Source organism: Rhodoferax sediminis, assembly GCF_006970865.1.
In the GTDB taxonomy this organism is placed as follows: domain Bacteria; phylum Pseudomonadota; class Gammaproteobacteria; order Burkholderiales; family Burkholderiaceae_C; genus Rhodoferax_A; species Rhodoferax_A sediminis.
In genome coordinates, this window is record NZ_CP035503.1 from 3,468,140 (window position 1) to 3,491,829 (window position 23,690).

Annotated in this window: 22 protein-coding genes and 3 tRNA genes; 5 read left to right on the forward strand and 20 right to left on the reverse strand. The window is 62.4% G+C overall.

The genetic code is table 11. The features are described 5' to 3' along the window. Positions 1-3: 3 nt before the first annotated feature. The 17 genes from EUB48_RS16765 to folC all read right to left on the reverse strand — a co-directional run bounded on the left by EUB48_RS16765 (position 4) and on the right by folC (position 16,687). Positions 4-636 carry a hypothetical protein gene (locus EUB48_RS16765; protein ID WP_142820189.1) on the reverse strand — a complete coding sequence of 211 codons (633 nt, stop codon included), beginning with the start codon at positions 634-636 and terminating at the stop codon, positions 4-6. 2 nt (positions 637-638) lie between these two features. Beyond that, complete coding sequence (locus tag EUB48_RS16770; RefSeq protein ID WP_142820190.1) at positions 639-1,547, reverse strand: AbiJ-NTD4 domain-containing protein; 909 nt, start codon at positions 1,545-1,547, stop codon at positions 639-641. 103 nt (positions 1,548-1,650) lie between these two features. Beyond that, the gene (locus tag EUB48_RS16775) at positions 1,651-3,414 is read right to left on the reverse strand and encodes an ATP-dependent helicase (protein ID WP_142820191.1); all 1,764 of its coding nucleotides are present in this window, start codon (positions 3,412-3,414) and stop codon (positions 1,651-1,653) included. Continuing rightward, positions 3,411-5,252, reverse strand: a complete 1,842-nt coding sequence (locus EUB48_RS16780; protein ID WP_142820192.1) for an ATP-dependent nuclease — start codon at positions 5,250-5,252, stop codon at positions 3,411-3,413. The genes EUB48_RS16775 and EUB48_RS16780 overlap by 4 nt, the downstream gene beginning before the upstream one ends. Positions 5,253-5,275: 23 nt before the next feature. Further along, positions 5,276-6,208: a restriction endonuclease gene (locus tag EUB48_RS16785; protein WP_210411651.1), complete on the reverse strand. Its 933-nt coding sequence runs from the start codon at positions 6,206-6,208 to the stop codon at positions 5,276-5,278. Continuing rightward, entirely contained in the window at positions 6,208-7,104 is an 897-nt protein-coding gene (locus EUB48_RS16790; RefSeq protein ID WP_142820193.1) for a nucleotidyl transferase AbiEii/AbiGii toxin family protein, read from the reverse strand. The genes EUB48_RS16785 and EUB48_RS16790 overlap by 1 nt, the downstream gene beginning before the upstream one ends. Next, positions 7,104-8,201 (reverse strand): hypothetical protein, encoded by a 1,098-nt coding sequence (locus EUB48_RS16795; RefSeq protein WP_244618250.1) that lies wholly within the window; start codon positions 8,199-8,201, stop codon positions 7,104-7,106. Before EUB48_RS16795 ends, EUB48_RS16790 begins: the two co-directional genes overlap by 1 nt. Before the next feature lie 304 nt (positions 8,202-8,505). Beyond that, the gene (locus EUB48_RS16800) at positions 8,506-9,201 is read right to left on the reverse strand and encodes a helix-turn-helix transcriptional regulator (protein ID WP_142820195.1); all 696 of its coding nucleotides are present in this window, start codon (positions 9,199-9,201) and stop codon (positions 8,506-8,508) included. A 267-nt stretch (positions 9,202-9,468) separates the two neighbouring features. Then, positions 9,469-9,545 (reverse strand) — tRNA-Asp (locus EUB48_RS16805). A 91-nt stretch (positions 9,546-9,636) separates the two neighbouring features. Further along, positions 9,637-9,712 (reverse strand) — tRNA-Glu (locus EUB48_RS16810). 87 nt (positions 9,713-9,799) lie between these two features. Continuing rightward, positions 9,800-9,875 (reverse strand) — tRNA-Ala (locus EUB48_RS16815). 76 nt (positions 9,876-9,951) lie between these two features. Continuing rightward, a complete protein-coding gene (gene gltX, locus EUB48_RS16820) occupies positions 9,952-11,340 on the reverse strand; it encodes a glutamate--tRNA ligase (protein ID WP_142820196.1) in 1,389 nt (462 codons plus the stop codon). Beyond that, a complete protein-coding gene (locus EUB48_RS16825) occupies positions 11,337-12,524 on the reverse strand; it encodes an O-succinylhomoserine sulfhydrylase (protein ID WP_142820197.1) in 1,188 nt (395 codons plus the stop codon). Before EUB48_RS16825 ends, gltX begins: the two co-directional genes overlap by 4 nt. 39 nt (positions 12,525-12,563) lie before the next feature. Continuing rightward, on the reverse strand, positions 12,564-14,066 hold the full coding sequence (purF, locus tag EUB48_RS16830; RefSeq protein WP_142820198.1) for an amidophosphoribosyltransferase: 1,503 nt from the start codon (positions 14,064-14,066) through the stop codon (positions 12,564-12,566). Between the two features lie 10 nt (positions 14,067-14,076). Beyond that, positions 14,077-14,565, reverse strand: a complete 489-nt coding sequence (locus EUB48_RS16835) for a CvpA family protein (protein WP_142820199.1) — start codon at positions 14,563-14,565, stop codon at positions 14,077-14,079. Between the two features lie 14 nt (positions 14,566-14,579). Beyond that, positions 14,580-15,386 carry an SPOR domain-containing protein gene (locus tag EUB48_RS16840; RefSeq protein WP_142820200.1) on the reverse strand — a complete coding sequence of 269 codons (807 nt, stop codon included), beginning with the start codon at positions 15,384-15,386 and terminating at the stop codon, positions 14,580-14,582. An 11-nt stretch (positions 15,387-15,397) separates the two neighbouring features. Beyond that, positions 15,398-16,687, reverse strand: a complete 1,290-nt coding sequence (gene folC / locus EUB48_RS16845; RefSeq protein ID WP_420821419.1) for a bifunctional tetrahydrofolate synthase/dihydrofolate synthase — start codon at positions 16,685-16,687, stop codon at positions 15,398-15,400. A gap of 170 nt (positions 16,688-16,857) precedes the next feature. On the opposite strand from folC, the gene EUB48_RS16850 reads away from it, so the two are divergent. Further along, positions 16,858-17,205 carry an ArsC family reductase gene (locus EUB48_RS16850; RefSeq protein ID WP_142820201.1) on the forward strand — a complete coding sequence of 116 codons (348 nt, stop codon included), beginning with the start codon at positions 16,858-16,860 and terminating at the stop codon, positions 17,203-17,205. Positions 17,206-17,360: 155 nt separating this feature from the next. Beyond that, the gene (locus EUB48_RS16855) at positions 17,361-18,041 is read left to right on the forward strand and encodes a glycine zipper 2TM domain-containing protein (RefSeq protein ID WP_142820202.1); all 681 of its coding nucleotides are present in this window, start codon (positions 17,361-17,363) and stop codon (positions 18,039-18,041) included. A 59-nt stretch (positions 18,042-18,100) separates the two neighbouring features. On the opposite strand, the gene EUB48_RS16860 is transcribed toward EUB48_RS16855, so the two are convergent. After that, entirely contained in the window at positions 18,101-18,925 is an 825-nt protein-coding gene (locus EUB48_RS16860) for an anti-sigma factor (RefSeq protein ID WP_142820203.1), read from the reverse strand. 9 nt (positions 18,926-18,934) lie between these two features. After that, complete coding sequence (locus EUB48_RS16865; protein ID WP_420821458.1) at positions 18,935-19,492, reverse strand: sigma-70 family RNA polymerase sigma factor; 558 nt, start codon at positions 19,490-19,492, stop codon at positions 18,935-18,937. Positions 19,493-19,685: 193 nt separating this feature from the next. On the opposite strand from EUB48_RS16865, the gene ppnP reads away from it, so the two are divergent. Continuing rightward, the gene (ppnP, locus tag EUB48_RS16870) at positions 19,686-20,012 is read left to right on the forward strand and encodes a pyrimidine/purine nucleoside phosphorylase (RefSeq protein ID WP_142820205.1); all 327 of its coding nucleotides are present in this window, start codon (positions 19,686-19,688) and stop codon (positions 20,010-20,012) included. Between the two features lie 18 nt (positions 20,013-20,030). Further along, positions 20,031-21,368, forward strand: coding sequence for an argininosuccinate synthase (argG, locus tag EUB48_RS16875; protein ID WP_142820206.1), 1,338 nt, complete (start codon positions 20,031-20,033; stop codon positions 21,366-21,368). Between the two features lie 699 nt (positions 21,369-22,067). Here the strand turns inward: argG and murB are convergent. Then, entirely contained in the window at positions 22,068-23,135 is a 1,068-nt protein-coding gene (gene murB, locus EUB48_RS16880) for a UDP-N-acetylmuramate dehydrogenase (RefSeq protein WP_142820207.1), read from the reverse strand. Between the two features lie 69 nt (positions 23,136-23,204). On the opposite strand from murB, the gene EUB48_RS16885 reads away from it, so the two are divergent. Next, positions 23,205-23,690 (forward strand): YajQ family cyclic di-GMP-binding protein, encoded by a 486-nt coding sequence (locus tag EUB48_RS16885; RefSeq protein ID WP_142820208.1) that lies wholly within the window; start codon positions 23,205-23,207, stop codon positions 23,688-23,690.

Genomic DNA, 23,690 nt, shown 5'->3' on the forward strand with positions numbered 1-23,690 from the left:
CCTTTAGGCAGTTTGCTTGAGTTGAGCAAGTCTCTTCTGCACCTGCGGTCCGATTGGTGGAATGATTCCGCCAAGCTGAGTCTCGGCGTAAGTCGCTTGCTCGTATTGCTTTTCTTTCAGGGCACCACCACCACGAGTGCCCGCAATGTCTGCGACCAATGCTGCCCGATCTGCATACCACCCGAGAACAGGCTCCTGACTAACGGCCGTCGAACACACTCCAACTCCCTGGACCGTAAGGACGAAGTCGGTTTCGTGAACCTTTATTTTTCCCTTGGTCCCCGTGATCCGCACGAGGTCGCGCGATCGTAGCAATGACAGCGCATCATCGAGTCGTTCATACGCCCCAAACAGGTAGCGAATCATCGGGATGCGCCGCAGATCCGGCTCGTCGCTTTCGAATATCGCCTCGGCGGCGAGGCGGTGGCCAGCATTGCCGGTCGTTTCAAAAGAGTCCAACAGCTCACTTGCTAGGTAGTCTGGGTTGCGCATCCAAAAATCGAAGGCATGCAATCGCGCTTCGCCTCTAAAGATTTTGGCGACTGTCGCGTCGTCTGGATCGCTCAGCGGCACGCCGCCCGCGGTCAAAATGAAGAGTATGCGCATCGCATCACGGTGTGGGCTACGGCCACTCATGCTCACTCCTTCTTCCTCAGCATCAACTGGATCATCGCGAACAGACGATAAAACAGGTAATCGATCTGGTCCACATCGATGACAGGCACTTGGGAAACCTCGGAATGGCGAATCAGATAGCTGTTACCGATGGAGGTCAGCTCCAGTGCTTCCGCTTCCAACCTGGCCCTCAAAGTCGATTCCGATGCCGCAGCGTCCAGAATGATCTTGACCGACCGCTTCTTGTCACCAGGGTCAGCAAGAGATTTGAGCCTTTCCCACGCGTCCCACAAACGCTCCAGCGCCTCGCGTCGAACGAGAGGACTGCGATCAGAAAATTTCACGCGGCACTCGTCCAGCATGTTGTCGAGAGTACGATCTCCGGTGTCGAACGCTGTTCGTCTCAGTTCGTCACCCAGAACCAGCGGCAGAACTCGAACAATGCGTCCTGTCCCAAGCATCTCAAAGGCTAGGCCGTTGCGCGCGAAAATGCGATTGATGGTCGCCCGAAACTCGTCTTGTCCGGCTTGCTGGTCGAAACTCAGGTGATGGTGACTGAAGAAGTCGTGGTACTTGCCGGGAATTGGCTTCGCCAAGGCGGCATACACGAACTCAATGAAGTCAAGAACCAACAACGTGTCCGGCGCAAAGGGCTCTCGTTGAGAGAAAAGCCCCTCCGCTACTTCACGAGTGGTTTCAAGCGGCCATGCCAGGCCTGGCATCTCCGCGACCACAGCCGCAGCCAGTGAGTCGGAATCGCACCCGCAAATAGCTTGCCCATCTGGGCATCGTTCGGGGAACCGAAGTCCGAAGGCACCGCTGTTGATCAACCCCTGCACCGAGGCGGCCAAGCCGGCCCAAACCGCAGGTGAGATCGATTGGTCGGTTCGCGCCTTTGGGCCGTTCTCCCGGTCGCTAAAGTAGTCCGTCATCAGCGCACCGCCTTGTGATCGATTGACACGGCTATTTCCGGGTCGTTGAAGAACCATTCGCGATCGGTTGGCAGCGCATGGACGGTTTCCGACAACCCGCTCATTAGCTCGCCTCCCGAACGGACGTAATCAGAGGTGATTCGTCCTCGTCGTAAGTCAGATGAACCTGAGTTTTGGCGCGCGTCACGCCAACGTAGAAAAGTCGAGCTGCTTCTTCCAACTGCTCGTCGGTCTTGTCGTAGCCGCTGGGGAACACACCGTTCTCCAGCCCGACCATGATGACGGCCTGGAACTCCAGCCCCTTCGAGCTGTGTAATGTCATCAGATTGATCTGGTCCGGACTCTTGCCCTGATTCCCGAAAATCTCTACCGTGAATGCCCGCAAGGGCCCGCCCGCGGCCGCCGCCTCCATCAGGTCGTCCAGGTTGTCTTCCTCATCGGCGAGACCAGGCTCCTCTCGGAGCAGTTCATCCAACGCTTCGCGACGCAATACCGAGAGCCATCGATGCAGGGGCTGCGCACCGTCCCGTAGTGAGAACAAGGCCGAGATCAACTGCTTGCGTGCGGCCAGCAGTTCGGATTCACGCGTGACAGAGCGACGCAACCGTCGCCAGGCTTTGAGCAGTTGCGAAAGAGGCACCGACCCTGTCTGCCAGCCGTCAGCACACCACCGCGCAGCATCTGTGAGCCACTCGGTCAGGCGGGTACGCTTTATCGGCGATCCATTGTCAAGCCGGAAGTACCGCAAGCCGAGGGCATCCGCCGCCTGCGCAATCGGTGTCCCCTCGTTGAGCGTGCGGTACAGCAGCGCTATGTCCCCGTGAGTCCAAGACGGATTTGCCGCGAGGAGCGCCGGCACCAGCGTCCCAAGCGCGTAGTCCGCCTGTTCGCGGATATTGCACTCCAAACGGTGAATAAGGATTTCGCCCGCCCGCCCATCATGAGAACGAAACTCAGCGGGTTCCGGCAAAAGCGCCATGGAAGCAGCGATGATGCGGTCCGCGCAACGATAGTTCAGCTTGAGTCTGATGGATTCCATTTTCGGGAGACGGGCCAACGCTCGCAACAAGCTCGGCTTGGCGCCGGTGAATCCATAGATGGATTGATCCGGGTCTCCCACTGCAACTACCCGGGTACCCGCCCGAAGCAATGCCAACACGATGCGATGCAGTGGAAGGCCAAGATCCTGATATTCGTCGATCACGATCACCGGATACTTGGCCTGAATGGCACGTCTAACCCACTCGTGCTTCTCAACAAGTTGCAGTCCGGCAAGGACCAGGCCATCGAAGTCGATCAGGCCATTTTGCAGAAGCAATGTTTCGTAGGCCTCCACCACCGCTGTCTCACGGGCGGACCATGCACGCCACTCGTCACTACCCTTGTCCGGGACGGTGCGCCGCAGCTTGTCGCAAGCCACGCGAAACCAATTTGGCGCATTGCCCCTCAACTGCTCGCGATTGGCATCGGCAAAGAGCTTCCGCGCCTGGGCCGGCGAAGCCACAAGGAGGGGATCCGGTACGTTGAGACCTGCCAATGCCGCATAAGGCAGAACCAACTCTGTCAGGCAGAAGGAGTGCACTGTCGAGAGCAGGAGATGATCACCTTCGTTTACACCTAACTTGTTCAGCCTTGATCGCAGTTCGCCGACACAGGCATTGCTATAGGTGATGCAGGCCAGTCGACGAGGACGGTGTACATCCTCAGCAAGCACGCGGGCGATCTTGACGGTAATAGTCTTGGTCTTCCCGCTGCCGGGTCCGGCCAAGATGACGCAATTCCCTGTCGATTGGTACGCACGCCATTGATCCTCGTTCCCCCGAAAATCTTCCGCGGCTTTGAGGTACGGGGAAGCGGTGGACGTCATCCCAGCTTGGCCTTCAGATAGTCCAACGCAGATTCGATGTACTCGGGGCATACATCGACGTCCTCCTTTATCAGTACGGACGCCAGCCTTTGCGCCACTCGACCCTTGCCGATGGAGTCGATGTCCTTAAGGAATTGCGAGGGTTCCAGCGAATCAGGGTCCGCCGCAAGACTTGCAAAGCGCGCGTGCATCTTCCTGTTGGTGGTGAGGTCCTTGATGGCTGTCAGGAATTGGTCCTCTGCCCCCGTTCGGAAAACATCGATCTCAAACGTGAATTCGTTCAAGAACACACCATGTTTGGGCGCAAGCTCCATCACCTGCGCAAAGTCGCATCCCTTCCAAACGTCGTCATCCAGAATATGCTGCATGATCTGATTGACCACCCGGTTCTCGCCATAGCTGTCCGTAACGCCTGCCCCATCAGGGTCGGCGTCTTCCTGGCTCGGCACTTCGTTCTTCGGGTCGTAATCCGTCAGCACCACAAACGGGATATCGAGCCCCTTTGGCCCCAGCAATTGGACGTAAGGTGCGAAGTTGGTGCCGGCGATGGAGCAGACTGTGATGCCCATTGCATCAAAATCTAGACTCTCGTCATACAGCATGGCCAGCGTCGGCAGCAGAAACTTCTCCGCATCGCCTTCCACCAGAATGACGCCCTTCGAGAAAAACAGTTCGCCGCGCGTGACGTCGATATAGCGTTCCAGGTCCTCACGGTCGCTAGTATCAAGTTTGATGCCTTTGAGAGAGCGCCCAACGGTATGCCCTTCGCTAGCAATCTGGCGCAGGACAACCACATTGGCGAGCGGCGCCACGCTGGCCACGTTCGGCGAATGCGTTGTGAGCAGAATGCTGCGCGGCCCGGGTCCGGCTTGCTCGTCATCACGCGTTCGCAGGTAGTTCCGATAGATGAGCCGCTGTAGATGAGGATGCAGGTGGGCCTCGGGTTCCTCTATCGCCAGAAACGTGTGTTGACGCTCCCCCTCGTCCACCAGGTATTGATGTTCCAGATGCTTCAGTGCGAGGTAAAGCACATTGGCGGAACCGAGACTAGCCTCTGCCACGCCGCGCTTGCCGCCATCGATCATCATTTGCAGCGCGCGTAGCAAGCGGTCCGGCTCCGTAGGCGCGAAACCTAGTGCCGTTTCGACGGCATGCTTGTCTCCCACCATGACGGTAAGCTGATTGTTGACCTGATCCACAACCCCTGCGAGTTCAGGTAACGCAGCAATTTTTGAGGTGGTTTTGTGAAGCTCACCGGCGATCGTGCTGAGTGCTTTCGTATCTACCGTCTTCGCAGCACGGTCCAGTAGGGGGCGCAGCGGAGAGCGCGCCCAGCGCGCCAGGTCCGATTCTGCATCGCGCAGCGCCGGAAATAGATCCAGCGGCATCCAACGCCTCAGGTCGTAGCCGACCGTGTTGTCGGGACGGTCTCCGCCGAACAGAATGAACTCATAGTCTGCCTCGCTGCGCGGCGCACCTTCAATACCAGGCACGGGTTGGTAGCGATACGTGATTCGCGCCACCATCGGGTCCGGCCGTACGAGGTGATCCGCCAATACCGCCAGCAGATTTTCATCGTCTTCGAAATTTCGAAACTCGACCGACACCTCAATCACGTCCTCCGCCTTCACCGGCCGCGCCAGCCCATCCCAGAAATCATCAAGGCGCAGCTTGCGCAACGAGTCGGGAAGTGAGGGATCGAGGATCAGTCGCAGCGCAAACAGCAGGTTGGTCTTGCCAACTTTGTTTTCTCCGAGGACGACGGCATGTTCGCCCAGACGAACGTCCAGCAACTTGAAGTTGCGGAAATTCTTGATAACGATCCGGCTCAGTCGCATGGGCATTTCCCGTTCTTTTGGCTCTAGGTTTTCTTCTCGGCACCGGAGATCGGGTGCACGTAGATGAGTCCCTTGGTTTGCGCCGCCTTCACCTTGCGGTCGATCATGTCGCGAAAGTTCAAGTGCCCTTCAAGCACGAGAATCAAATCTTCACCGTCAACGAAAAGCGTCTGAATCTCCTTGCCCATGACCAGGCTCCGGACCACTTCGGCGCTGAATCCATTGACCGAGATGAACAAGCCGCGTCCGTAGAGCTTGCCGGCCACCTTGCCAGCGAACTGGTAGACCGGCTCATTACTTGCCGATTTCTCCTGCCATTTGGCCTCTATCAGGTAGTGCTCTCCGTCGAACTTCACCGCACCATCGATCTGCTCGCCGTGGACGCGAAATGCTTCCGTCGTCTCCAGACTTGAAAGCCTAGCAAGTTCCGCCAAGATACGCTCCAGTGCGTAGCCGCGTTGCTGCCTCGATGTCTTATTGGCCAGCAGGTCCAAGTACTCAGCACGCAGAACTTCCAAGGTGACCGTCGACTGCTGGCGCGCCGCCTCGTGGGTCGCTCTCCGCTCTCGATCCGACTTGATCCTGGCATCACGGATTTCCTGTAATTGCTTCAGGTGCTCGAGATTTCTGGTCGCTGCCGCACGATCCAGCTTGCGCAGCTTGTCAAAGTAGTATGGGTCGAAGTGCGACCAGGCCAGCAGCGACTGCAGCATGGCGCGAAACGGTCCAAGCCCGTTGTCAGGACGCGCGTTCAGCGTCTCGAAGAGCACGTCGATGATCTCGTGTCGCTTGAGGCCATTCTCGCCATCGATCTTTAGGCCATCCACTTCAGCCTTCGTGCATCCGTGTTTTTCAAAGAAGCCAACGATGTCTTTGCGTGGCCAGAACAAAGCCAGGATGCAGTCTTTCATGCAGCCCTTGATGTCGGCAGGAAAAACCATGTCGTTCCCTTTCATCAGCTGATCCGACCGAGAAGCTGATCGATCACATCGCTCACTTGGCGCTGGCGCAACGCCCTCGCCTCGCGCTGCTCAGGCTCGTCGCTCTCGCCAAGTTCGAACTTGGCCACGGACACCGGGCCATCTTTGCGATAGCCCTCCGTCTTGTCGTCTTGCACGAAACGACTATGCAGGATCGCCAACGACGCCTGAATCACGGCGCCGTGCTTGCCATCGCGTTCCTTGCGGAACGTTTCGGCGACGGCGTCTATGCCGTCGGGCGCATGTTCGATGCAATAGATCAGGTCGTGCGCGTCCTTGCGTTCGAAACGCTGGTCGAATGCGAACGCCTTCAGGCAGGTGAAGCTGACCAGGTTGGCGTGCTTGACCTTCTCGGCCGCCACGCCGTTGCCGCCCAACAATTCGGCCTGAATCTCGGTGACCTGATGGAGGTCGAAGACGATGGACGAGTGCGGAATGTTCAGCGCCGAGATCGCGCCCTCGGTCGGCAACGGCTGTACCTTGCCGCCGGCGATGTGCGGCGCGTCGGCCAACAGTTCCAGCACCATCAGCGCACCGTGTTCGGTGCGGGTCTGCCAACGCCAGGAGAGCTTTTGCTTCTTTTCGTTCTCGGCACGCTCGAAGCCCATCTTCTTGAGGTTGTCCTCCAGCGTGTGATACGCCTCGGTGTCGGCCAGAATCTGCAGGTCGATCACGATGTCCACGTCCAGCGTGCCCGCGTGCGCCGGCACCACCGGCGGCCGGGCGGCGACTAGGTACCTCGGGGTGAGGCCACCGACCAGATATACAGAATCCTTCCATGGCCCCAGCCCGCGTAGCAGCGTCACGAGGACGCGTTCGCAGTCGAGCGTGTACTGGTCGCTGTAGCCATCGAGCGTCGCAGGCTTGGTCATCAGAAGCCGATCCTTTCTTTACGCAGGTGCTCGGCCATTTCCTTGGAGCGGCCTTCACCGCGAAGCAGGTCGAGATAAACCTGCACCGGGCTGGCCAGCCAGATGCCGCCGACTCGTTCGCGAAAGAGCAAGTCGCCGGGCGACTTCGCTTCGACAATTGCCAGGTTGGCGCCTTCGTTGACCACACGTGCGCCGAGATCACCGATGGCAGCGTCGGCGTTGGAGCCGATCAGCAGCCGGGCGCGCACCTGGGAAACGCTGGAGAGGAATGGGGAATAGCGCTGTGCTGCGGCTTCGTGACTGATCGCGTATCCGGCATCATGAGCGTCGAAGACTTCGCCGACCCGCTCCAGCAATGTGTCCGCTTTCGTGGCCGGCACGTAGTAGCGGCGAAGGTTCGGGGGGCGGATCGATGCGAGTTGCTTCACCCATGCATCCAGCAAAGCTGCGGGCTCGCGAAGGTGGCGTTCCTTGCTCGGCCCTTGCCCGCGCGACACCAGCCAGTCGAAACGCTCAAGCTCCGTCAGCACCTGGGAGGCGGTGGCCGGGGACACCATCGCCCGTTGGGCCAGCTCCTTCACGCCGAACCAGTCCTGATGTTGGACCAGCACGGCATGAAGCACTTGCGCGCGTCGCCCGGAAAACAGGGATCGAACCGATTTTGCGAGGGTCTTGGGCGGAGGTTTGTCGATGTAAAAGTACGCTCCCGGCGCAGGCAAATACATGCTGCCGCCGCTGTCGTAGTACCCGACGTGCTCATCTCTGAGCAGTTCCTTGGCACCCGGGGAAATGGACTCGGCGACCAGTAGTGACAGCGGCTCTTTGCCCTGCCCCCTGGGCCGGCCGTGGCTGGCCTCCCGGAACTGCCAGATCACCTGGCGAACGTCTCGCGGATAAACGGCCTTCTTGGCCTCAACCAGCAGGATGAAGGACTTACCCGCTACCTGAAGGTCGATCTGGGCGTCATGCCCGCGATCGCCGGTCGAGCCCACAGGCTCCCAGTGATCTAGGTCGGCATGCACCTTCGGCAGCTCCCGGAGAGCATCAAGGAACCGCGCGATCAACTGCCGTTCGGTCAGGGAAGACTCAAGCATCATGGGTGATAAGGGTTGTTTACTGCACAGTAAATAATGCTATGTTAGCGAATATTCTTGATTTTTGCAATATTTACTGCACAGCGAATAAGGCGTAACGTTTAGATGGTTGCCACTGTGGCGTCAAAGCGTTGACCTCAGTAGGCCCGGGTGTCCAGGCTATCCGGATCGGATCACTGACACCTACGCCGCTGGGCCGGGCTGTGCACCCCAGGAAGCCGCTGCGCTTGATCAGGTCCAGCCCCAGCGCCTAACCGGGTTTGCCCGCCGCCCTGCGCGTGTTACGACGCATCAGCCGCCCGCTGCATCAGAGCTTGAGCCCGCCTGTGCGCGGCGTCGCGAACTCAGATGGTTCCTGACCGAGCGGAAACGCGACCACATACAGAATCGTGGCTGGCATCGGCTTGGCCTCCGCATCACCGTCGAACTTGAGCTGCACTTTGCGCTCTGCATGGCACAACGACACCTGAAGCCGGAGCAGATCATCGATGTGCGCCTGCAGGGCATCGTAGATCTCGAATTTGCCGGACTCGCTGTACATGTCCGCGCAATCTCGGTATTCCCGGAAGTAGTCCACCAGCTCCGCAAAAGCCTGCTCAGCCTCCCGCCCCATCTCGAACGCCGGCTCTGAAAGGTCCATGGTGCTCGCCTCCGCCAGCTTGGCCAACTGGCGGCCGCTCGTCAGTGGCTGCGCCGCCAAGGTGGCGTTCTCCCTATCGAATTTTTCCTTTGCCGCCTTGATGGTCTCGTCCGAAGGAATCGAGAACGGCTTGCTGAATACGTCGATGTCCTCAAACTCGAAGGCCCGGGCGATGGCGCGTCGCGTGTCCAGGCTGGCAGGCATTGCCTGCTCGACGCGCTGGATCGTTCGCACATTCAGACCCGACAGGTCGGCCAACTGCTCCTGCGACCAGTGCCGCATTTCGCGGAACACTCGCGTCAAAACTGCCAGCTCAGCGGGTGTCAGAACCCGGGATTGCTGTGTTTTCTCTTCGGTCGTCATAGGCGCTCCTCCATAGATGGCGTTTCGATGCCGCTAGTATCGACAGGCACCCGAAATGGCAACACGACAGCAACACGACAATGATCCGACATCCCACATGGCGGACGACTGACCGAGTCGGCTTTCCCGCCCAACGTACAAAATCTGCGCAAGGAATGTTGTCCCAGAGGAGCCCACAACGGCTCACGATATCCTTGTCACAGCCGGGTATCCAGACGGGGGTTGAAACGAAACACGGGCCGCTAGGGCCCGTGTTTGCTTGCTTTTTGGCGGAGTGGACGGGACTCGAACCCGCGACCCCCGGCGTGACAGGCCGGTATTCTAACCAACTGAACTACCACTCCTGGTAGATAACGTTCACTCTTGCGAGTCAAGTCGCCTGCCCTTGCGGGCAAACCGTTACCGACTTGTGCCTTGCTCATCAATCGATGAATTTGGCGACCCTACGGGGATTCGAACCCCGGTACCTACCGTGAAAGGGTAGTGTCCTAGGCCTCTAGACGATAGGGTCAAAACCTGGGAACTTCGCTGCAAACCTGAATTAACAACTTCGCTCTCTAACTCGAAAATCTCGCGATTTCCATAACTCAAAAATTGGTGGTGGAGGTAAACGGGATCGAACCGATGACCTCTTGCATGCCATGCAAGCGCTCTCCCAGCTGAGCTATACCCCCCGAACTTCCGGCACTGGCAATACCTGCGCCGTCAATTTCTGAGCCTTGAATTATAGCTTGAAATTTGGCGCCAACATCAAATTGCGTTCAGGCGGGAGATCACAACTTCACGCGTACACAACGCCAGCACCGCATCCAGCGACGGCGTCTGGGCCGTGCCCATGACCAGCACCCGCACCGGCATCGCCAGTTGCGGCATTCTCAAGCCCTGTGCGGCCAGCACTTCCTTGATGGCCGCGGCGATGGAGACCTTGTCCCACGCGCATGCTCCGAGCTTTTCAGCAAGCAAGGCCAGGGCCGGCTTGATGGCCTCGGTGACGTGCTGCGCCTTTTCTTCGGGTTTGGGCGTGATATTGGCATAAAAAGCGGCAGCCCAATCGGCCAGTGCCACAGTGGTGTCGCAGCGATCCTTGAACAGCGCGCAAATCAGCGGCAGGCGGTCGTCGGCCGTGATCCCGCGCTTGCGCAGCACAGCGGCCACCAAAGGTGCCAGCGCATCGTCGGCCATCGCCTTCAGATGCTGGGCATTGACCCAGCGCAGCTTGGCCTCGTCGAACTGCGCCGCGCTCTTGCCCAGGTGATCCAGGTTGAACCATTGCAGGAACTGCGCGCGGCTGAAGATTTCATCGTCACCATGCGACCAGCCCAGCCGCGCCAGGTAGTTCACCATCGCATCAGGCAGGTAGCCCTCCTCGGCGTACTGGGTGACGGGCTTGGCGCCATTGCGCTTGCTCATCTTTTCGCCCTGCTCGTTGAGCACGGTGGGCAGATGCGCGTACACCGGCGGCTCCTTGCCCAGGGCACGGAAGATGTTGATCTGGCGCGGCGTGTTGTTCACGTGGTCGTCGCCGCGGATCACATGCGTGATGGCCATATCCATGTCGTCCACCACCACACAGAAGTTGTAGGTCGGCGTGCCATCGGGTCGTGCAATCACAAGGTCGTCGAGCTCGTCGTTGCTGATTTCGATGCGCCCCTTGACCTTGTCATCCCAGACCACCGAGCCGCCCTGCGGATTCTTGAAGCGCAGCACGGGCTGCACGCCCGCCGGCACGGGTGGCAGCGTCTTGCCCGGCGCGGGGCGCCAGGTGCCGTCGTAGCGCGGCTTTTCTTTCGCGGCCATCTGGCGCTCACGCAGTGCATCGAGTTCGGCCACGCTCATGTAGCAGGGGTATACGTGCCCCGCGGCGTGCAGATCGGCCAGCACGGCCTTGTAGCGGTCCATGCGCTGCATCTGGTAGAACGGGCCTTCGTCATAGTCGAGTCCGAGCCAGCGCATGCCTTCGATGATGACGTCGACCGCGGCCTGGGTCGAGCGCTCCAGGTCCGTGTCCTCGATGCGCAGGATGAAGTCGCCGCCCGTGGCACGCGCGAACGCCCACGGGTACAGCGCCGAGCGGATGTTGCCCAGGTGGATGAAGCCGGTCGGCGACGGCGCAAAGCGCGTGCGGGTTTTCTGCATCATGACAAGGTATCCAGCCCGCGCGCGAGGTCGGCCTTCAGGTCGTCGATATGCTCCAGCCCCACGGCCACGCGGATCAGGCCCTGGCCGATGCCGGCGGCCTGGCGCTGCTCCTCAGTGAGGCGACCGTGCGAGGTGCTGGCCGGGTGCGTGATGGTGGTCTTGGTGTCGCCCAGATTGGCGGTGATGCTGCACACGCGGGTGCTGTCGATCAGGTGGAAGGCGTTTTGGCGCGCCGCCTCGGGGCTCGCGCCCTTGACGTCGAACGACACCACGGCGCCGCCCAGCCCCGACTGCTGGCGCATCGCCAGCGCATGCTGCGGATGCGACTTCAGGCCCGAATAGTGCACGCGCGCGATGGCGGGTTGCGCTTCGAGCCACGTGGCCAGCGCCAGCGCGCTGGCGCTTTGCGCCTGCATGCGGATGGAGAGCGTTTCCATGCCCTTGAGCACGATCCAGGCGTTGAAGGCCGACAGCGTCATGCCGGCACTGCGCAGCACGAGCACGAGCTTTTCTTCGATCAGCTGCTTCGATCCGCAAACCGCGCCGGCCATCACGCGCCCCTGGCCGTCGAGGTACTTGGTGCCCGAGTGAATGATCAGGTCGGCGCCAAACTTCACCGGCTGCTGCAGGGCCGGCGAGCAAAAGCAGTTGTCCACGGCGAGCAGCGCTCCGGCCGCGTGCGCCACATCGGCCAGCGCCTGGATGTCGCACACGTCGGTCAGCGGGTTGGTCGGCGTCTCGGCAAACAGCAGCCGCGTGTTGGGCTGGACCGCGGCCCGCCATTGCGCCACATCGGTCTGCGACACGAAGGTGGTCTGCACGCCGAACTTGCCGAACTCGCCGCCGATCAGCTTGATGGTCGAGCCGAACACCGACTGCGAGCAGATCACATGATCGCCCGCCTTGAGCAAACCCATGCACAGCAGCAAAATCGCCGCCATGCCGCTGGCTGTGCCGACGCAGGCCTCGGTGCCCTCGAGTGCCGCCAGCCGCTGCTCCATGCTGGTCACCGTCGGGTTGGTGAAACGCGAGTAGGTAAATCCTTCTTCCTCGCCGGCAAAACGGCGCACCGCGGTCTCGGCATCGGACTGGATGAAGCTGCTGGTGAGGTACAGCGCCTCGGAGTTTTCGCCGTATTGGCTCTTGTCCACGGCCACACGCACGGCCAGCGTGTCGCGGTGCAAATTGGGGGTAGCGCTCTTTCAGTCACGATTCAAACCTTTTTAAACTTCCTGGGCGTTCGGCAGCGCCAGGCGCGAGGTGTCTTCCTCGCCCTCCTGCGCGCCAACGCGTTGTTGATTCATTCGAGCGATGTCGTCGGAGGTGATGTCGCCGGTCACATACACGCCGTCGAAGCACGAGGCGTCAAAACCCGCGAGTTGGGGATTGAGCGAGCCGATGGCCTTTTTCATCGCATCCACATCCTGGTAGATCAGGGCGTCGCAGCCGATGATCTCGCGGATCTGTTCCACGCTGCGGTCGTGCGCCACCAGCTCGTCCTTGGTCGGCATGTCGATACCGTACACATTGGGATAGCGCACCGGCGGCGCCGCACTGGCCAGATAGACCTTGTTGGCCCCCGCATCGCGCGCCATCTGCACGATCTCGCGACTGGTCGTGCCGCGCACGATGGAGTCGTCAACCAGCAACACGTTGCGGCCCTTGAACTCGCTACCGATGGCGTTGAGCTTCTGGCGCACCGACTTCTCGCGCGCCGCCTGCCCCGGCATGATGAAGGTGCGCCCCACATAGCGGTTTTTGACAAAGCCTTCGCGGTACGGAATGCCCAGCAGATGCGCCAGCCGGGTGGCGCTGGGCCGGCTCGATTCGGGGATCGGAATGACCACGTCGATCTCATTGGGCGGCACCGTGGAGACCACGCGCTTGGCCAGCGACTCGCCCAGATTCAGCCTGGCCTGGTAAACCGAAATGCCGTCCAGCACGGAGTCGGGCCGGGCCAGGTACACGAACTCAAAAATGCAGGGGAATTTTTTGGATGAGTCCGCGCATTGCTGTGCGTGTACCGTGCCCTGCAAATCGACAAAAATCGCCTCGCCCGGCTCCACGTTGCGCTCGAGCTTGTGCGCCGTGCCTTCCAGCGCGACCGACTCGCTGGCCAGCATCACCGTGCCGGGGCTGGTTCCCATGCATAGCGGGCGAATGCCGAACGGATCGCGAAACGCCAGCAGGCCATGCCCCGCGATCATGGCGATCACGGCATAGGAGCCGCGCACGCGCCGGTGCACCTGGCGCACCGCGGCAAACACATCTTCGGGCTTGAGCGGCAGCCCGCGCGTTGCCTTGTCCAGCTCGTGCGCGAGCACGTTGAGCAGCACCTCGGAGTCGCTCTCGGTGTTGATGTGGCGGTGGTCGGTCAGGAAGACCTCCGCCTTCAAGGCCTGCGCGTTGGTCAGGTTGCCGTTGTGCACCAGCACGATGCCGAACGGCGCGTTGACATAAAACGGCTGCGCTTCCTCTTCGCTGTAGGCATTGCCGGCGGTCGGGTAGCGCACCTGGCCCAGGCCGCAGTTGCCGGGCAGCGCGCGCATGTTGCGCGTGCGAAACACGTCGCGCACCATGCCCTTGGCCTTGTGCATGAAGAACTTGCGTTCCTGCTGCGTCGCGATGCCGGCCGCGTCCTGGCCCCGGTGCTGCAGCAGCAGCAAGGCGTCGTAGATCAACTGGTTCACTGGGGCGTTGCTGACAACGCCGACGATTCCGCACATTACGTGATCCTCATGAAGGAAGATACCTTCCAAACTTTTCCGGCAACACCGGTTTCAACTCCCTGAGTGCCGACGTCAGCACGGTGGCACCCTGCGATGCCTGCCACCACTGGCCGGTCTTGAGCGCCGTCAAATTCACCACGACTGCCATCGCCAGCAGCAAGATCGCGCCGCGCAGCAGGCCAAACGCGGCGCCCAGCGTGCGGTCCACCGGACGCAGACCCAGCGCCTCGACCAGCTTCTTGGTCAGCCAGGCCAGCAAACCGCCCGCAAACACGGCCGCCACAAACACCACCACAAACCCTGCCACATGGCGCATCGGCTCCGAAACGTTGTCCAGCGGCATCATCTGCGCCGCGGCTGGCGCATACCACTGCGCCAGCCAGAAGGCGGCCACCCAGGCCAGCAGCGACATCGCCTCGTAGACCAGCCCGCGCAAGGCGCCGAGCAGCAGCGACGCCAGCAGCACCGCCAGCAAAATCCAGTCCAGCGTGGCCATCGGGCACCCTCACCCTACAAGGTGAGGATGGCAGCGGGCAATTCCAGCCCCTTGATTTTTCCGGCCGCCTTGTCCGCCTCGGCCCGGCTGCCAAACGGGCCCACGCGCACACGGATGCGCTTGCCGTCCTTGGTCTCCACCACCTGCGTATAGGTCTTCAATCCGGTTTTTTCAACCTTCTGGCGCGCCTCATGGGCCTTGCCCGCGTCGGCAAAGGCACCAACCTGCACCACGAAGCGGCCCGCTTCGCTGGCGGCAGGGGTCGCCGCCGCGGTCTTGCCGTCCAGCAGGGCTTCGGCCTTGGCGCCATCACCGGCCCGCGCGGCGGCCTTGGCTTCGGGCTTGGGGGCCGGTTTGGGCTCTGTCTTGATCTGGGCTTTCGCCACCGGTGCGGCAGCTGCCTTGTCGACCTTGGGTTCAGGCCGGGGCGCGGGCGTATCGGTCACGACCTCTTCCTTGGCCCCCAGACTGGCGGGTGCCGGCACTTGCGCTGCCGGCCCACTTGCCGTCGCCGGGGTGGGCGGATTCACGGCAGCCGCGCCGGCCGTGGGCGCAGCCGCCGGTGGAGGCGCCGGAATCACCAGTGGTTTGACCTGGTTCTTGTCGGGAATCTCGATCGGGATATCGACCGGGATCGGCCGCGGTTGGGTATCGAACACCAGCGGGAAACCCACCACACCGATCGCCACCAGCACCGCCGCGCCAATCAGGCGGTGCTTGGCGCGCTGGCGCATCGCCTCGATGCTTTCGGACTTGACAGCGGCGGGTGCCTTGTCGTCGCCCCGCTTGCGGCCGGGCAGCGGAAACTTGAAAAAAGCCATGAAGTGAAGACTCAGGCGTTCAGGTGTTTGGCGTGAAGACGGGGAATCCCGTCTCTCAGGACGCCACCCACGGTGTAGAACGATCCAAAGACCACAATTCTATCAGCGGGCCCTGCCGCGGCGAGCGCCGCCTGCATGGCCCTGGTCGGGTCCGGCCAGGTGCTGGCGAGCACGTTTTTGCCGGTTTCACGCGATTCCCACGCGGCCATCAACCCGGCCGCCGTCTGTGCCCGCGGCGTGGGCAGATCCGTGAAATACCAGCGATCCACAAGGGGTCCCATGCGCGCCAGCATGGGCATCAGGTCCTTGTCGGCCATGACGCCGAAAACGGCATGCGTGGCGTGGAAGAAGCCCATGGCATCGAGATTCGCAGCCAGTGCCGCCACCGCGTGCGGGTTGTGCGCCACGTCGAACACCAGTGTGGGCTGACCTGGAACGATCTGGAAGCGCCCGGGCAACTCGACCATGGCCAGGCCATTGCGCACGGCCTGGGCCGTGACCGGCAGCCGTTCGCGCAGCGCCGTGAGCGCAGCCAGCACACCCGAGGCATTCATCAGCTGGTTGGCCCCGCGCAGCGCCGGATACGCCAGACCGCTGTAGCGCCGCCCGCGCCCGGCCCAGCCCCATTGCAGCTTGTCGCCCGAATAATTGAAGTCGGTGCCGAAGCGCCACAGGTCGGCGCCCAGCGCCTGCGCGCGATCGAGCACGCTTTGCGGCGGCACCGGGTCGCTCACGATGACGGGACGCCCGGCGCGCATGATGCCGGCCTTCTCCAAGCCGATGCTCTCGCGGTCCGGCCCTAGGAGCTCCATGTGGTCGAGGGCGATGCTGGTGATCACCGCACAGTCGGGGTCGATGATGTTGACCGCGTCGAGGCGCCCGCCCAGGCCCACCTCCAGGATCGCCACGTCGGGATTCGAGCGCGCCATCACATCGAGGATCGCGAGCGTTGAAAATTCGAAATACGTCAAGGAAATATCACCCCTGGCCTGCTCCACACGTTCGAATCCCGCTATCAAATCAGTAGCTTTCGAGATCTCGCCATGAAGCCGCAGCCGCTCCTCGAAGTGCACCAGATGCGGCGAGGTATAGACGCCGGTGCGGTAGCCCGCCTGCAGCGCGATGGCTTCCAACATGGCGCAGGTCGAGCCCTTGCCATTGGTGCCGGCCACGGTGATCACCGGGCAGTCGAAGTGGATGGCCATGCGCTCGGCCACCTGCCGCACGCGCTCCAGACCGAGGTCGATGCTTTTGGGGTGCAGGCGCTCGCAATGCGCCAGCCAGTCTTGTAGTGTGTTCATACGGGAGGGTATTGTCCGCGCGAAACCGCCGGGGCGGCTCGGGCCGCCGCAAAAACCCCGCAAACGCCGCGTTCGTCAAAGCCGCTTCATTGAGTGAAAACCATCGTCAGGAGAGATGGCGCGAAAATACGCCGGAATCACAATTTGCCACCCACCATTCTCAGCCACCCATGATCACCCTGTACGGCATTCCCAACTGCGACACCGTCAAAAAAGCCCGCAGCTGGCTCAGCGCTCAAAACGTCGACTACCAGTTTCACGACTTCAAGAAACAGGGCGTGCCCGCGCCCCGGGTGCAAGCGTGGATCCGGGCCGTGGGCTGGGAAAAGCTGGTGAATCGCCAGGGCACGACGTGGCGCAAACTCGATGCGGCCACGCAATCCGCCGTGCGGGACGCGGCCAGCGCCAGCGCGCTGATGCACGCGAATGTCAGCGTGATCAAGCGGCCGGTCGTCGAATGGGGCGCACAGACCACCGTGGGTTTCGACGCTGGCGTCTGGGCCACGCTGCTGCCTTGATCCGCAGCATCAACTTTTACCCAAGGTTTACCGAACTGCGCCTCGAATAGCGGCTCTGACAAGCCTAGACTTGACTTGGGCCAGCGGGTGTTGTTCCCGCCTGCCGCGGCGCCAGGGCGTCCAGTTTCGGGACGGTTTTGCTACAGGAGATGATCATGAAAAAGCTGCTTGTGTTGCCCGCCTTGCTGGCCGCAGCGGGTTTGTGCTCGGCGCAAGAAATGGGCCGCGTGATTTCCAGCACTCCCATGATGCAGCAAGTCGCGGTGCCGCACCAGGTGTGCGGCACCGGCCAGGTGGTCAGCCAGGCGCCCACCACTGGCGCCGGCGCCCTCGTGGGCGCGATTGCCGGCGGCGTCGTGGGCAATGCGATCGGCGCCGGCGCAGGGCGGGCGGCGGCCACCGCGATTGGCGCCATTGGCGGCGCGGTGGTCGGCAACAGCGTCGAGGCCGCGGGCCAGACGCAGGTGCAGAACGTGCAGCAATGCGGCACACAGTTCTCGTACGAGACTCAGCCCGTCGGCTACAACGTGGTGTACGAGTACGCGGGCAAACAGTATTCGGTGCAAATGGCCAGTGACCCGGGGCCGAACGTGCCGCTGCAGATCTCGCCCGTCGGCGCGACGCCTCCCGTGGCGAACAACTACGGCGCGCCGCCAATGGATGGATCACAGGTCGTGACGGCGCCCACTTATGTGGCGGCGCCTGTGGCATACCCCGGGTACTACCCCGGGTATTACTACCCGCCCTACCCCTACTATGCGCCGGTGGGCGTTGCGCTCAACTTCGGTTTTGGCGGCCACTACGGTGGCCACTTTGGCGGCCGCCGCTGGCGTTGAACCTTTGAGGAAAAAAAGGCCTGTCGCCCTTGATGTGCGTTGGCAGCCAGCTACTGAATTTATAGCGTTGTCTGCAGCAGCGCCCCCTTGAACAGCACCGGTCCGGTCGGGCCGCCCGCGCTGGGCACGCCGCCCTTGGGCTCCAGGCTGATCGCCAGCGCCGGCACGCCCTGCACCTCGCCTTCGCTGGCCGCCAGCCGGATCACCCTGCCCTCGCCCAGCACCCCGAGCGATTTCGGCGCGCCGCCGGGCGGCAAGGCCCATAGCTGCAGCGACTTGTCGGACGCCTCCTGGTAGGCACCCACGCGCTTGAGCGTGAGCGTCTGGTTTTTCGGATCGAACGTCGCCAGCATCGAGGGCGCCGCCTTGTCGTCGGCCAGCACGGCCACGTACTGGATCTGGGGCGTGGCCTTGAGCTGGGCCGCGAGTTTGGCGTTTTGCTGCGCCACCTCGGTGCCCTCCCGGGTCACCTGCGCGAGCTGGACGCTCTGGCGGTCCACCTGACGGTTCAGGTTCACGCCCACCAGCACGGCGGCCACGCTGGCCAGCACGCCCGCAAAGGCGGCGCCGCGCCACAGACCCAGGGCCCGGCGAAGCTTGTCGAAGAGGGGGTTCTCCTGCGGCGCGACCGGTGCCGCACGCGCCTGCGGCTGCGCAGCCACCAGGTTCTCGATGCGCTTCCAAACATTGGGGCTGGGGGCATCGACGGCCTGCAGCTCGGTTATGGAGGCAAAGCGCTCCTGCCAGATCAGGGCGCTGGCGCGCACGGTAGGGCTGCTGCGCGCCAGCGTCTCGAAACGCCGGCGCGCGCCGCCGCGCAGCGTGCCGAGCGCGTAGCTGGCCGCGAGTTGGTCTACCAATTGGGGGTTGTCAAGAATGTTCATGTCGGCGCATCAGGCAAAACGGGCCATGCAGCCGCGCAGCTGGTCCAGCCCGCGCCGGATCCAGGTCTTGACCGTGCCCAGCGGCAGCTTGAGCTGTGCGGCCAGCTCGCTGTGGCTCAGGTCGCGCAGATACGCCAGGCTGACCACTTCGCGCTGCCGCGCTTCCAGTTTGCGCAGGCACTCGTGCAGGGCCCAGGCCTGCTCGCTCGCCTGCGTGGTGTCCATCGGATTGGCGCCGTCACCCGCCACGGTGTCGCTCACAGATTCGTCCAGCGCCTGGCCCTGGTCGGCCCGCTGGCTGGCGCGCCGGCGCAGAAAATCGAGCGCGCGGCTGCGCACCACCACGCCCATCCAGGCCATCGGCGGGCTCAGGGAGGCGCGGTAGTCGCCCGCGATGCGCCAGATGTTCAGGTAGGCCTCCTGCAGCACATCTTCGGCCCAGCTGCGGTTGCCCACCACGCGCAGGGCCACGCCGTACAGCTTGGCGGAGGTCAGGTCATACAGCTCGCGCAGGGCGGCCTGGGCATCGGCACCATGGGCGGGAAGGCGGTCGATCAGGGCGATCATCTGGAGGTCTTGGGTGTCTTGGGCCATGGCTGGATTGTCGGGCCTGTCCTACCTTACGCAAGCCCCCGCGCACTGGATTCAGGCTTGGTGCGCCGCCCGAAGCGCCCGGGTACCCTAAAATTGACGGTTTATCCCTACAGCGCCGCGCCAGATCGAGCGTCCGGGCGCAGCCAGGAAAGCAGCCACATCCATCATGACTACCGAAAAAATCGACGGCGTGTCCGTCACGACCCAGGCCAGCGTCTATTTCGACGGCAAGTGCGTCAGCCACGGCATCACCTTCCCCGATGGCACGAAGAAATCGGTGGGCGTGATTCTGCCCGCCACGCTGACCTTCAGCACCGGCGCGCCCGAGACCATGGAATGCGTGGCCGGCGCCTGCGAGTACAGGCTGGCCAGCAGCGACGTCTGGGTCAAATCCGGCCCCGGCGAGACATTCAGCGTGCCCGGCAACGCGAAGTTCGACATCCGCGTGGCCGCGGGTGCCGAGGCTTACCACTACATCTGCCATTTCGGTTGAGCCGAAGGAGCCTGCACCATGGCCACCATTCTTCAAAACCTGCCCGCCGGCCAGAAAGTCGGCATCGCCTTCTCCGGCGGCTTGGACACCAGCGCCGCGCTGCACTGGATGAAGCTCAAGGGCGCGATTCCCTACGCCTACACCGCCAACCTGGGCCAGCCCGACGAGCCCGACTACGACGAGATCCCGCGCAAGGCGATGCAGTACGGCGCCGAAAAGGCACGCCTGATCGACTGCCGCCTGCAGCTCGCCCATGAGGGCATCGCGGCGCTGCAGGCCGGCGCCTTCCACATCACCACCGCGGGCGTGACCTACTTCAACACCACGCCGCTGGGCCGCGCCGTGACCGGCACCATGCTGGTCGCCGCCATGAAGGAAGACGACGTCAACATCTGGGGCGACGGCAGCACCTACAAGGGCAACGACATCGAGCGCTTCTACCGCTACGGCCTGTTGACCAACCCCTCTTTGAAGATCTACAAGCCCTGGCTCGACCAGCTGTTCATCGACGAGCTGGGCGGGCGCGCCGAGATGTCGGCCTTCATGACCCAGGCCGGCTTCGGCTACAAGATGTCGGCCGAGAAGGCCTACTCGACCGACTCCAACATGCTGGGCGCAACGCACGAAGCGAAAGACCTGGAACTGCTTTCCAGCGGCATGAAGATCGTCAACCCCATCATGGGCGTGGCCTTCTGGAAAGACGAAGTCGAAGTCAGGCGCGAGGAAGTCACGGTCCGCTTCAAGGAAGGCCGTCCCGTTGCCCTGAACGGCGTCGAGTACCCCGACCTGGTCGCGCTGATCCTGGAAGCCAACCGCATCGGCGGCCGCCACGGCCTGGGCATGAGCGACCAGATCGAGAACCGCATCATCGAGGCGAAAAGCCGCGGCATCTACGAAGCCCCGGGCCTGGCGCTGCTCTTCATCGCCTACGAGCGCCTGGTCACCGGCATCCACAACGAAGACACCATCGAGCAGTACCGCGACAGCGGCCGCCGCCTCGGCCGCCTCTTGTACCAGGGCCGCTGGTTCGACTCGCAGGCCATCATGCTGCGCGAAACCGCCCAGCGCTGGGTCGCCAGCGCCATCACCGGCGAGGTGACGATCGAGCTGCGCCGCGGCAACGACTACTCCATCCTCAACACCGACTCGCCCAATCTGACCTACCAGCCCGAGCGCCTGAGCATGGAAAAAGTCGAAGGCGCGTTCACCCCGCTGGACCGCATCGGCCAGCTCACCATGCGCAACCTGGACATCACCGACACCCGCGCCAAGCTGGGCATTTATGCCAAGACCGGCGTGCTGTCGCTCGGTACGGGTGGGGATTTGCTGAAGTTGTCGGGGGACAAGAGTAAGTGATGATTTAGGCCTGTAGCCCTTTCCGGGTGTGCACCGTTAGCTACTGAATTCATAGTAAATCATTTGTCATTCCCGGCTCGGTTGCTGTCATTCCCGGCTTGACCGGGAATCCACAGTAGTGAAGCGTTGACCTTTGCAGGGGCTGCTGGCCGGGTGGCGCCCCGGCGGGCGCCTCACTTTTCTTTGCTTCGCCAAAGCAAAGTAAGCAAAAGAAAGGCGAGCCGGATTCGTCGGCCCTGCGGGCACGCTGCGTTGCTCGACTTGAGCCGGGTGCGCGCAAACTCGGCTTCGCCTCAAACACGCGCGCCCCTGATCGGCTCAAGTCTGCGCTACTCGCCTCCTCATGACGGCGTGAGGACGGCCAAAACAGCCAATACCAATACGACAAGGACGCGCCATGGCGCGTCCTTGTGGGGACCTACGTTTGGTATTGAATTTGTCTTGGTATTGGTCTTCGGTCTCCCGCCGTCCTGGCACGGCTGAGCAGCGCAGGGGCAGATGGATCAGGGCTGGCGTTGTCTGAGCCCGCAGGGCGAGTTTAGCCAGACTCCATCTGCACCGAGCAGCGCAAGGCACCCCGCAGGGGCCGTGTCTGCGGCTGCCCTTTCTTTTGGTGACTTTTCTTTGGGCACTCAAAGAAAAGTTACTGCGCCGTCGGGCGCACATCCCGACTCCCACCCGTCGCAGCGACCCCACCCTTCAAACCACCACAGGCTCAGGCTCCAGCCGCAAACCAAAGCGCTCATAAACGCTGGTCTGTATCGCCCTGGCCAGCGTCATGACTTCACCGCCGGTCACCGGGTTGGCGCTGCCGCCCCGGTTCACCAGCACGAGTGCCTGTTTCTCGTAAACACCAGCGTTGCCGACCGATTTGCCCTTCCAGCCGCAGGCGTCGATCAGCCAGCCCGCCGCCAGCTTCACGGAACCATCGGCCAGGCGATAGTGAACGATTTTGGGTTCGCGCTGGATGATGTCCGCGCACTGTTCAAAGGAAACGGTCGGGTTCTTGAAGAAGCTGCCGGCGTTGCCGATGACTTGCGGGTCGGGCAGCTTGGCGCGCCGGATCTCACAGATCCACTCATAAATTTGTAGCGCATCAGGCCCGTGGATATTGGACTGGAGCATCTTTTTGTCAATATCGGCGTAGCCCAGCACGGGTTTCCAGGCTTTCGGCAGCGCAAAGCGCACCCGGGTGATCAGCGCCTTGTCCGCCAGGCCCAGGGCCTGTGCGCCCGCGGCTTCGCCCGGCTTGCTGGCGTGCTTGAAGACCGAATCGCGGTAGCCGAAGGCGCATTGCGCCGCATTGAGCGTGAAAGCCTTTCCGGTCGTGAGGTCGATGGCATCGAGCGAGTCGAAACGGTCCTGCAGCTCGACACCATAGGCACCGATGTTCTGTACCGGCGAGGCGCCCACGCTGCCGGGAATCAGCGCCAGGTTTTCCAGGCCGGGGTAGCCCTGCTGCAAGGTCCAGGTGACCAGGTCGTGCCAGTTCTCGCCCGCGCCGGCCTCGATGATCCAGGCCTTCGCGGTCTCGCCAGCGAGGCGCTTGCCCATGATTTCGACCTTCAGAACTACCGGTTTGACGTCGCCCGTCAACACGATATTGCTGCCGCCGCCGAGCACAAACTTCGGCTGGTGGCCGAGCGCGGGGTCGGCCAGCACCGCCTGCACGTCGGCCTCCCGCCCCACGCGCACCAGGGTATGCGCCCTGGCCACAATGCCAAAGGTGTTGTAGGGCTGGAGCGCGACATTTTTCTCGACTAACATCAAGAGATTGTCGCATCGGCCTTTGCCCTGATCCGGGGCGCCAGGCCCACACCACTCAGGAATCAACCCATGCCTTCTTTTGACACTGTTTGCGAACCCAACCTGGTCGAGGTCAAGAATGCGGTGGAGAACACCGCCAAGGAAATCGTCACGCGCTTCGACTTCAAGGGCACCTCGGCCGCCATCGAGCTCAAGGACAAGGACATCACCCTGCTGGGCGACGCCGAGTTCCAGCTGCAGCAGGTGGAAGACATCCTGCGCAACAAGCTGACCAAGCGCAATGTGGATGTGCGCTACCTGGACAAGGGCGATGTGCAGAAAATCGGCGGCGACAAGGTCAAGCAGGTCATCAAGGTGCGCAGCGGCATCGAGACCGAGCAGGCCAAGAAGATCACGCGCCTGATCAAGGACAGCAAGCTCAAGGTGCAGGCCGCGATCCAGGGCGACGCCGTGCGCGTCAGCGGTGCCAAGCGCGACGACCTGCAGGCCGCGATGGCGCTGATCAAGAAGGACGTGACCGACGTGCCCATGACCTTCAACAATTTCCGGGACTGA

Bases quoted from the DNA above. Each gene is read 5' to 3' on its own strand.
- EUB48_RS16765 (WP_142820189.1), bottom strand. From the start codon at position 636: ATGAGTGGCCGTAGCCCACACCGTGATGCGATGCGCATACTCTTCATT.
- EUB48_RS16770 (WP_142820190.1), bottom strand. From the start codon at position 1,547: ATGACGGACTACTTTAGCGACCGGGAGAACGGCCCAAAGGCGCGAACC.
- EUB48_RS16775 (WP_142820191.1), bottom strand. From the start codon at position 3,414: ATGACGTCCACCGCTTCCCCGTACCTCAAAGCCGCGGAAGATTTTCGG.
- EUB48_RS16780 (WP_142820192.1), bottom strand. From the start codon at position 5,252: ATGCGACTGAGCCGGATCGTTATCAAGAATTTCCGCAACTTCAAGTTG.
- EUB48_RS16785 (WP_210411651.1), bottom strand. From the start codon at position 6,208: ATGAAAGGGAACGACATGGTTTTTCCTGCCGACATCAAGGGCTGCATG.
- EUB48_RS16790 (WP_142820193.1), bottom strand. From the start codon at position 7,104: ATGACCAAGCCTGCGACGCTCGATGGCTACAGCGACCAGTACACGCTC.
- EUB48_RS16795 (WP_244618250.1), bottom strand. From the start codon at position 8,201: ATGATGCTTGAGTCTTCCCTGACCGAACGGCAGTTGATCGCGCGGTTC.
- EUB48_RS16800 (WP_142820195.1), bottom strand. From the start codon at position 9,201: ATGACGACCGAAGAGAAAACACAGCAATCCCGGGTTCTGACACCCGCT.
- gltX (WP_142820196.1), bottom strand. From the start codon at position 11,340: ATGATGCAGAAAACCCGCACGCGCTTTGCGCCGTCGCCGACCGGCTTC.
- purF (WP_142820198.1), bottom strand. From the start codon at position 14,066: ATGTGCGGAATCGTCGGCGTTGTCAGCAACGCCCCAGTGAACCAGTTG.
- EUB48_RS16835 (WP_142820199.1), bottom strand. From the start codon at position 14,565: ATGGCCACGCTGGACTGGATTTTGCTGGCGGTGCTGCTGGCGTCGCTG.
- EUB48_RS16840 (WP_142820200.1), bottom strand. From the start codon at position 15,386: ATGGCTTTTTTCAAGTTTCCGCTGCCCGGCCGCAAGCGGGGCGACGAC.
- folC (WP_420821419.1), bottom strand. From the start codon at position 16,687: ATGAACACACTACAAGACTGGCTGGCGCATTGCGAGCGCCTGCACCCC.
- EUB48_RS16850 (WP_142820201.1), top strand. From the start codon at position 16,858: ATGATCACCCTGTACGGCATTCCCAACTGCGACACCGTCAAAAAAGCC.
- EUB48_RS16855 (WP_142820202.1), top strand. From the start codon at position 17,361: ATGAAAAAGCTGCTTGTGTTGCCCGCCTTGCTGGCCGCAGCGGGTTTG.
- EUB48_RS16860 (WP_142820203.1), bottom strand. From the start codon at position 18,925: ATGAACATTCTTGACAACCCCCAATTGGTAGACCAACTCGCGGCCAGC.
- EUB48_RS16865 (WP_420821458.1), bottom strand. From the start codon at position 19,492: ATGATCGCCCTGATCGACCGCCTTCCCGCCCATGGTGCCGATGCCCAG.
- ppnP (WP_142820205.1), top strand. From the start codon at position 19,686: ATGACTACCGAAAAAATCGACGGCGTGTCCGTCACGACCCAGGCCAGC.
- argG (WP_142820206.1), top strand. From the start codon at position 20,031: ATGGCCACCATTCTTCAAAACCTGCCCGCCGGCCAGAAAGTCGGCATC.
- murB (WP_142820207.1), bottom strand. From the start codon at position 23,135: ATGTTAGTCGAGAAAAATGTCGCGCTCCAGCCCTACAACACCTTTGGC.
- EUB48_RS16885 (WP_142820208.1), top strand. From the start codon at position 23,205: ATGCCTTCTTTTGACACTGTTTGCGAACCCAACCTGGTCGAGGTCAAG.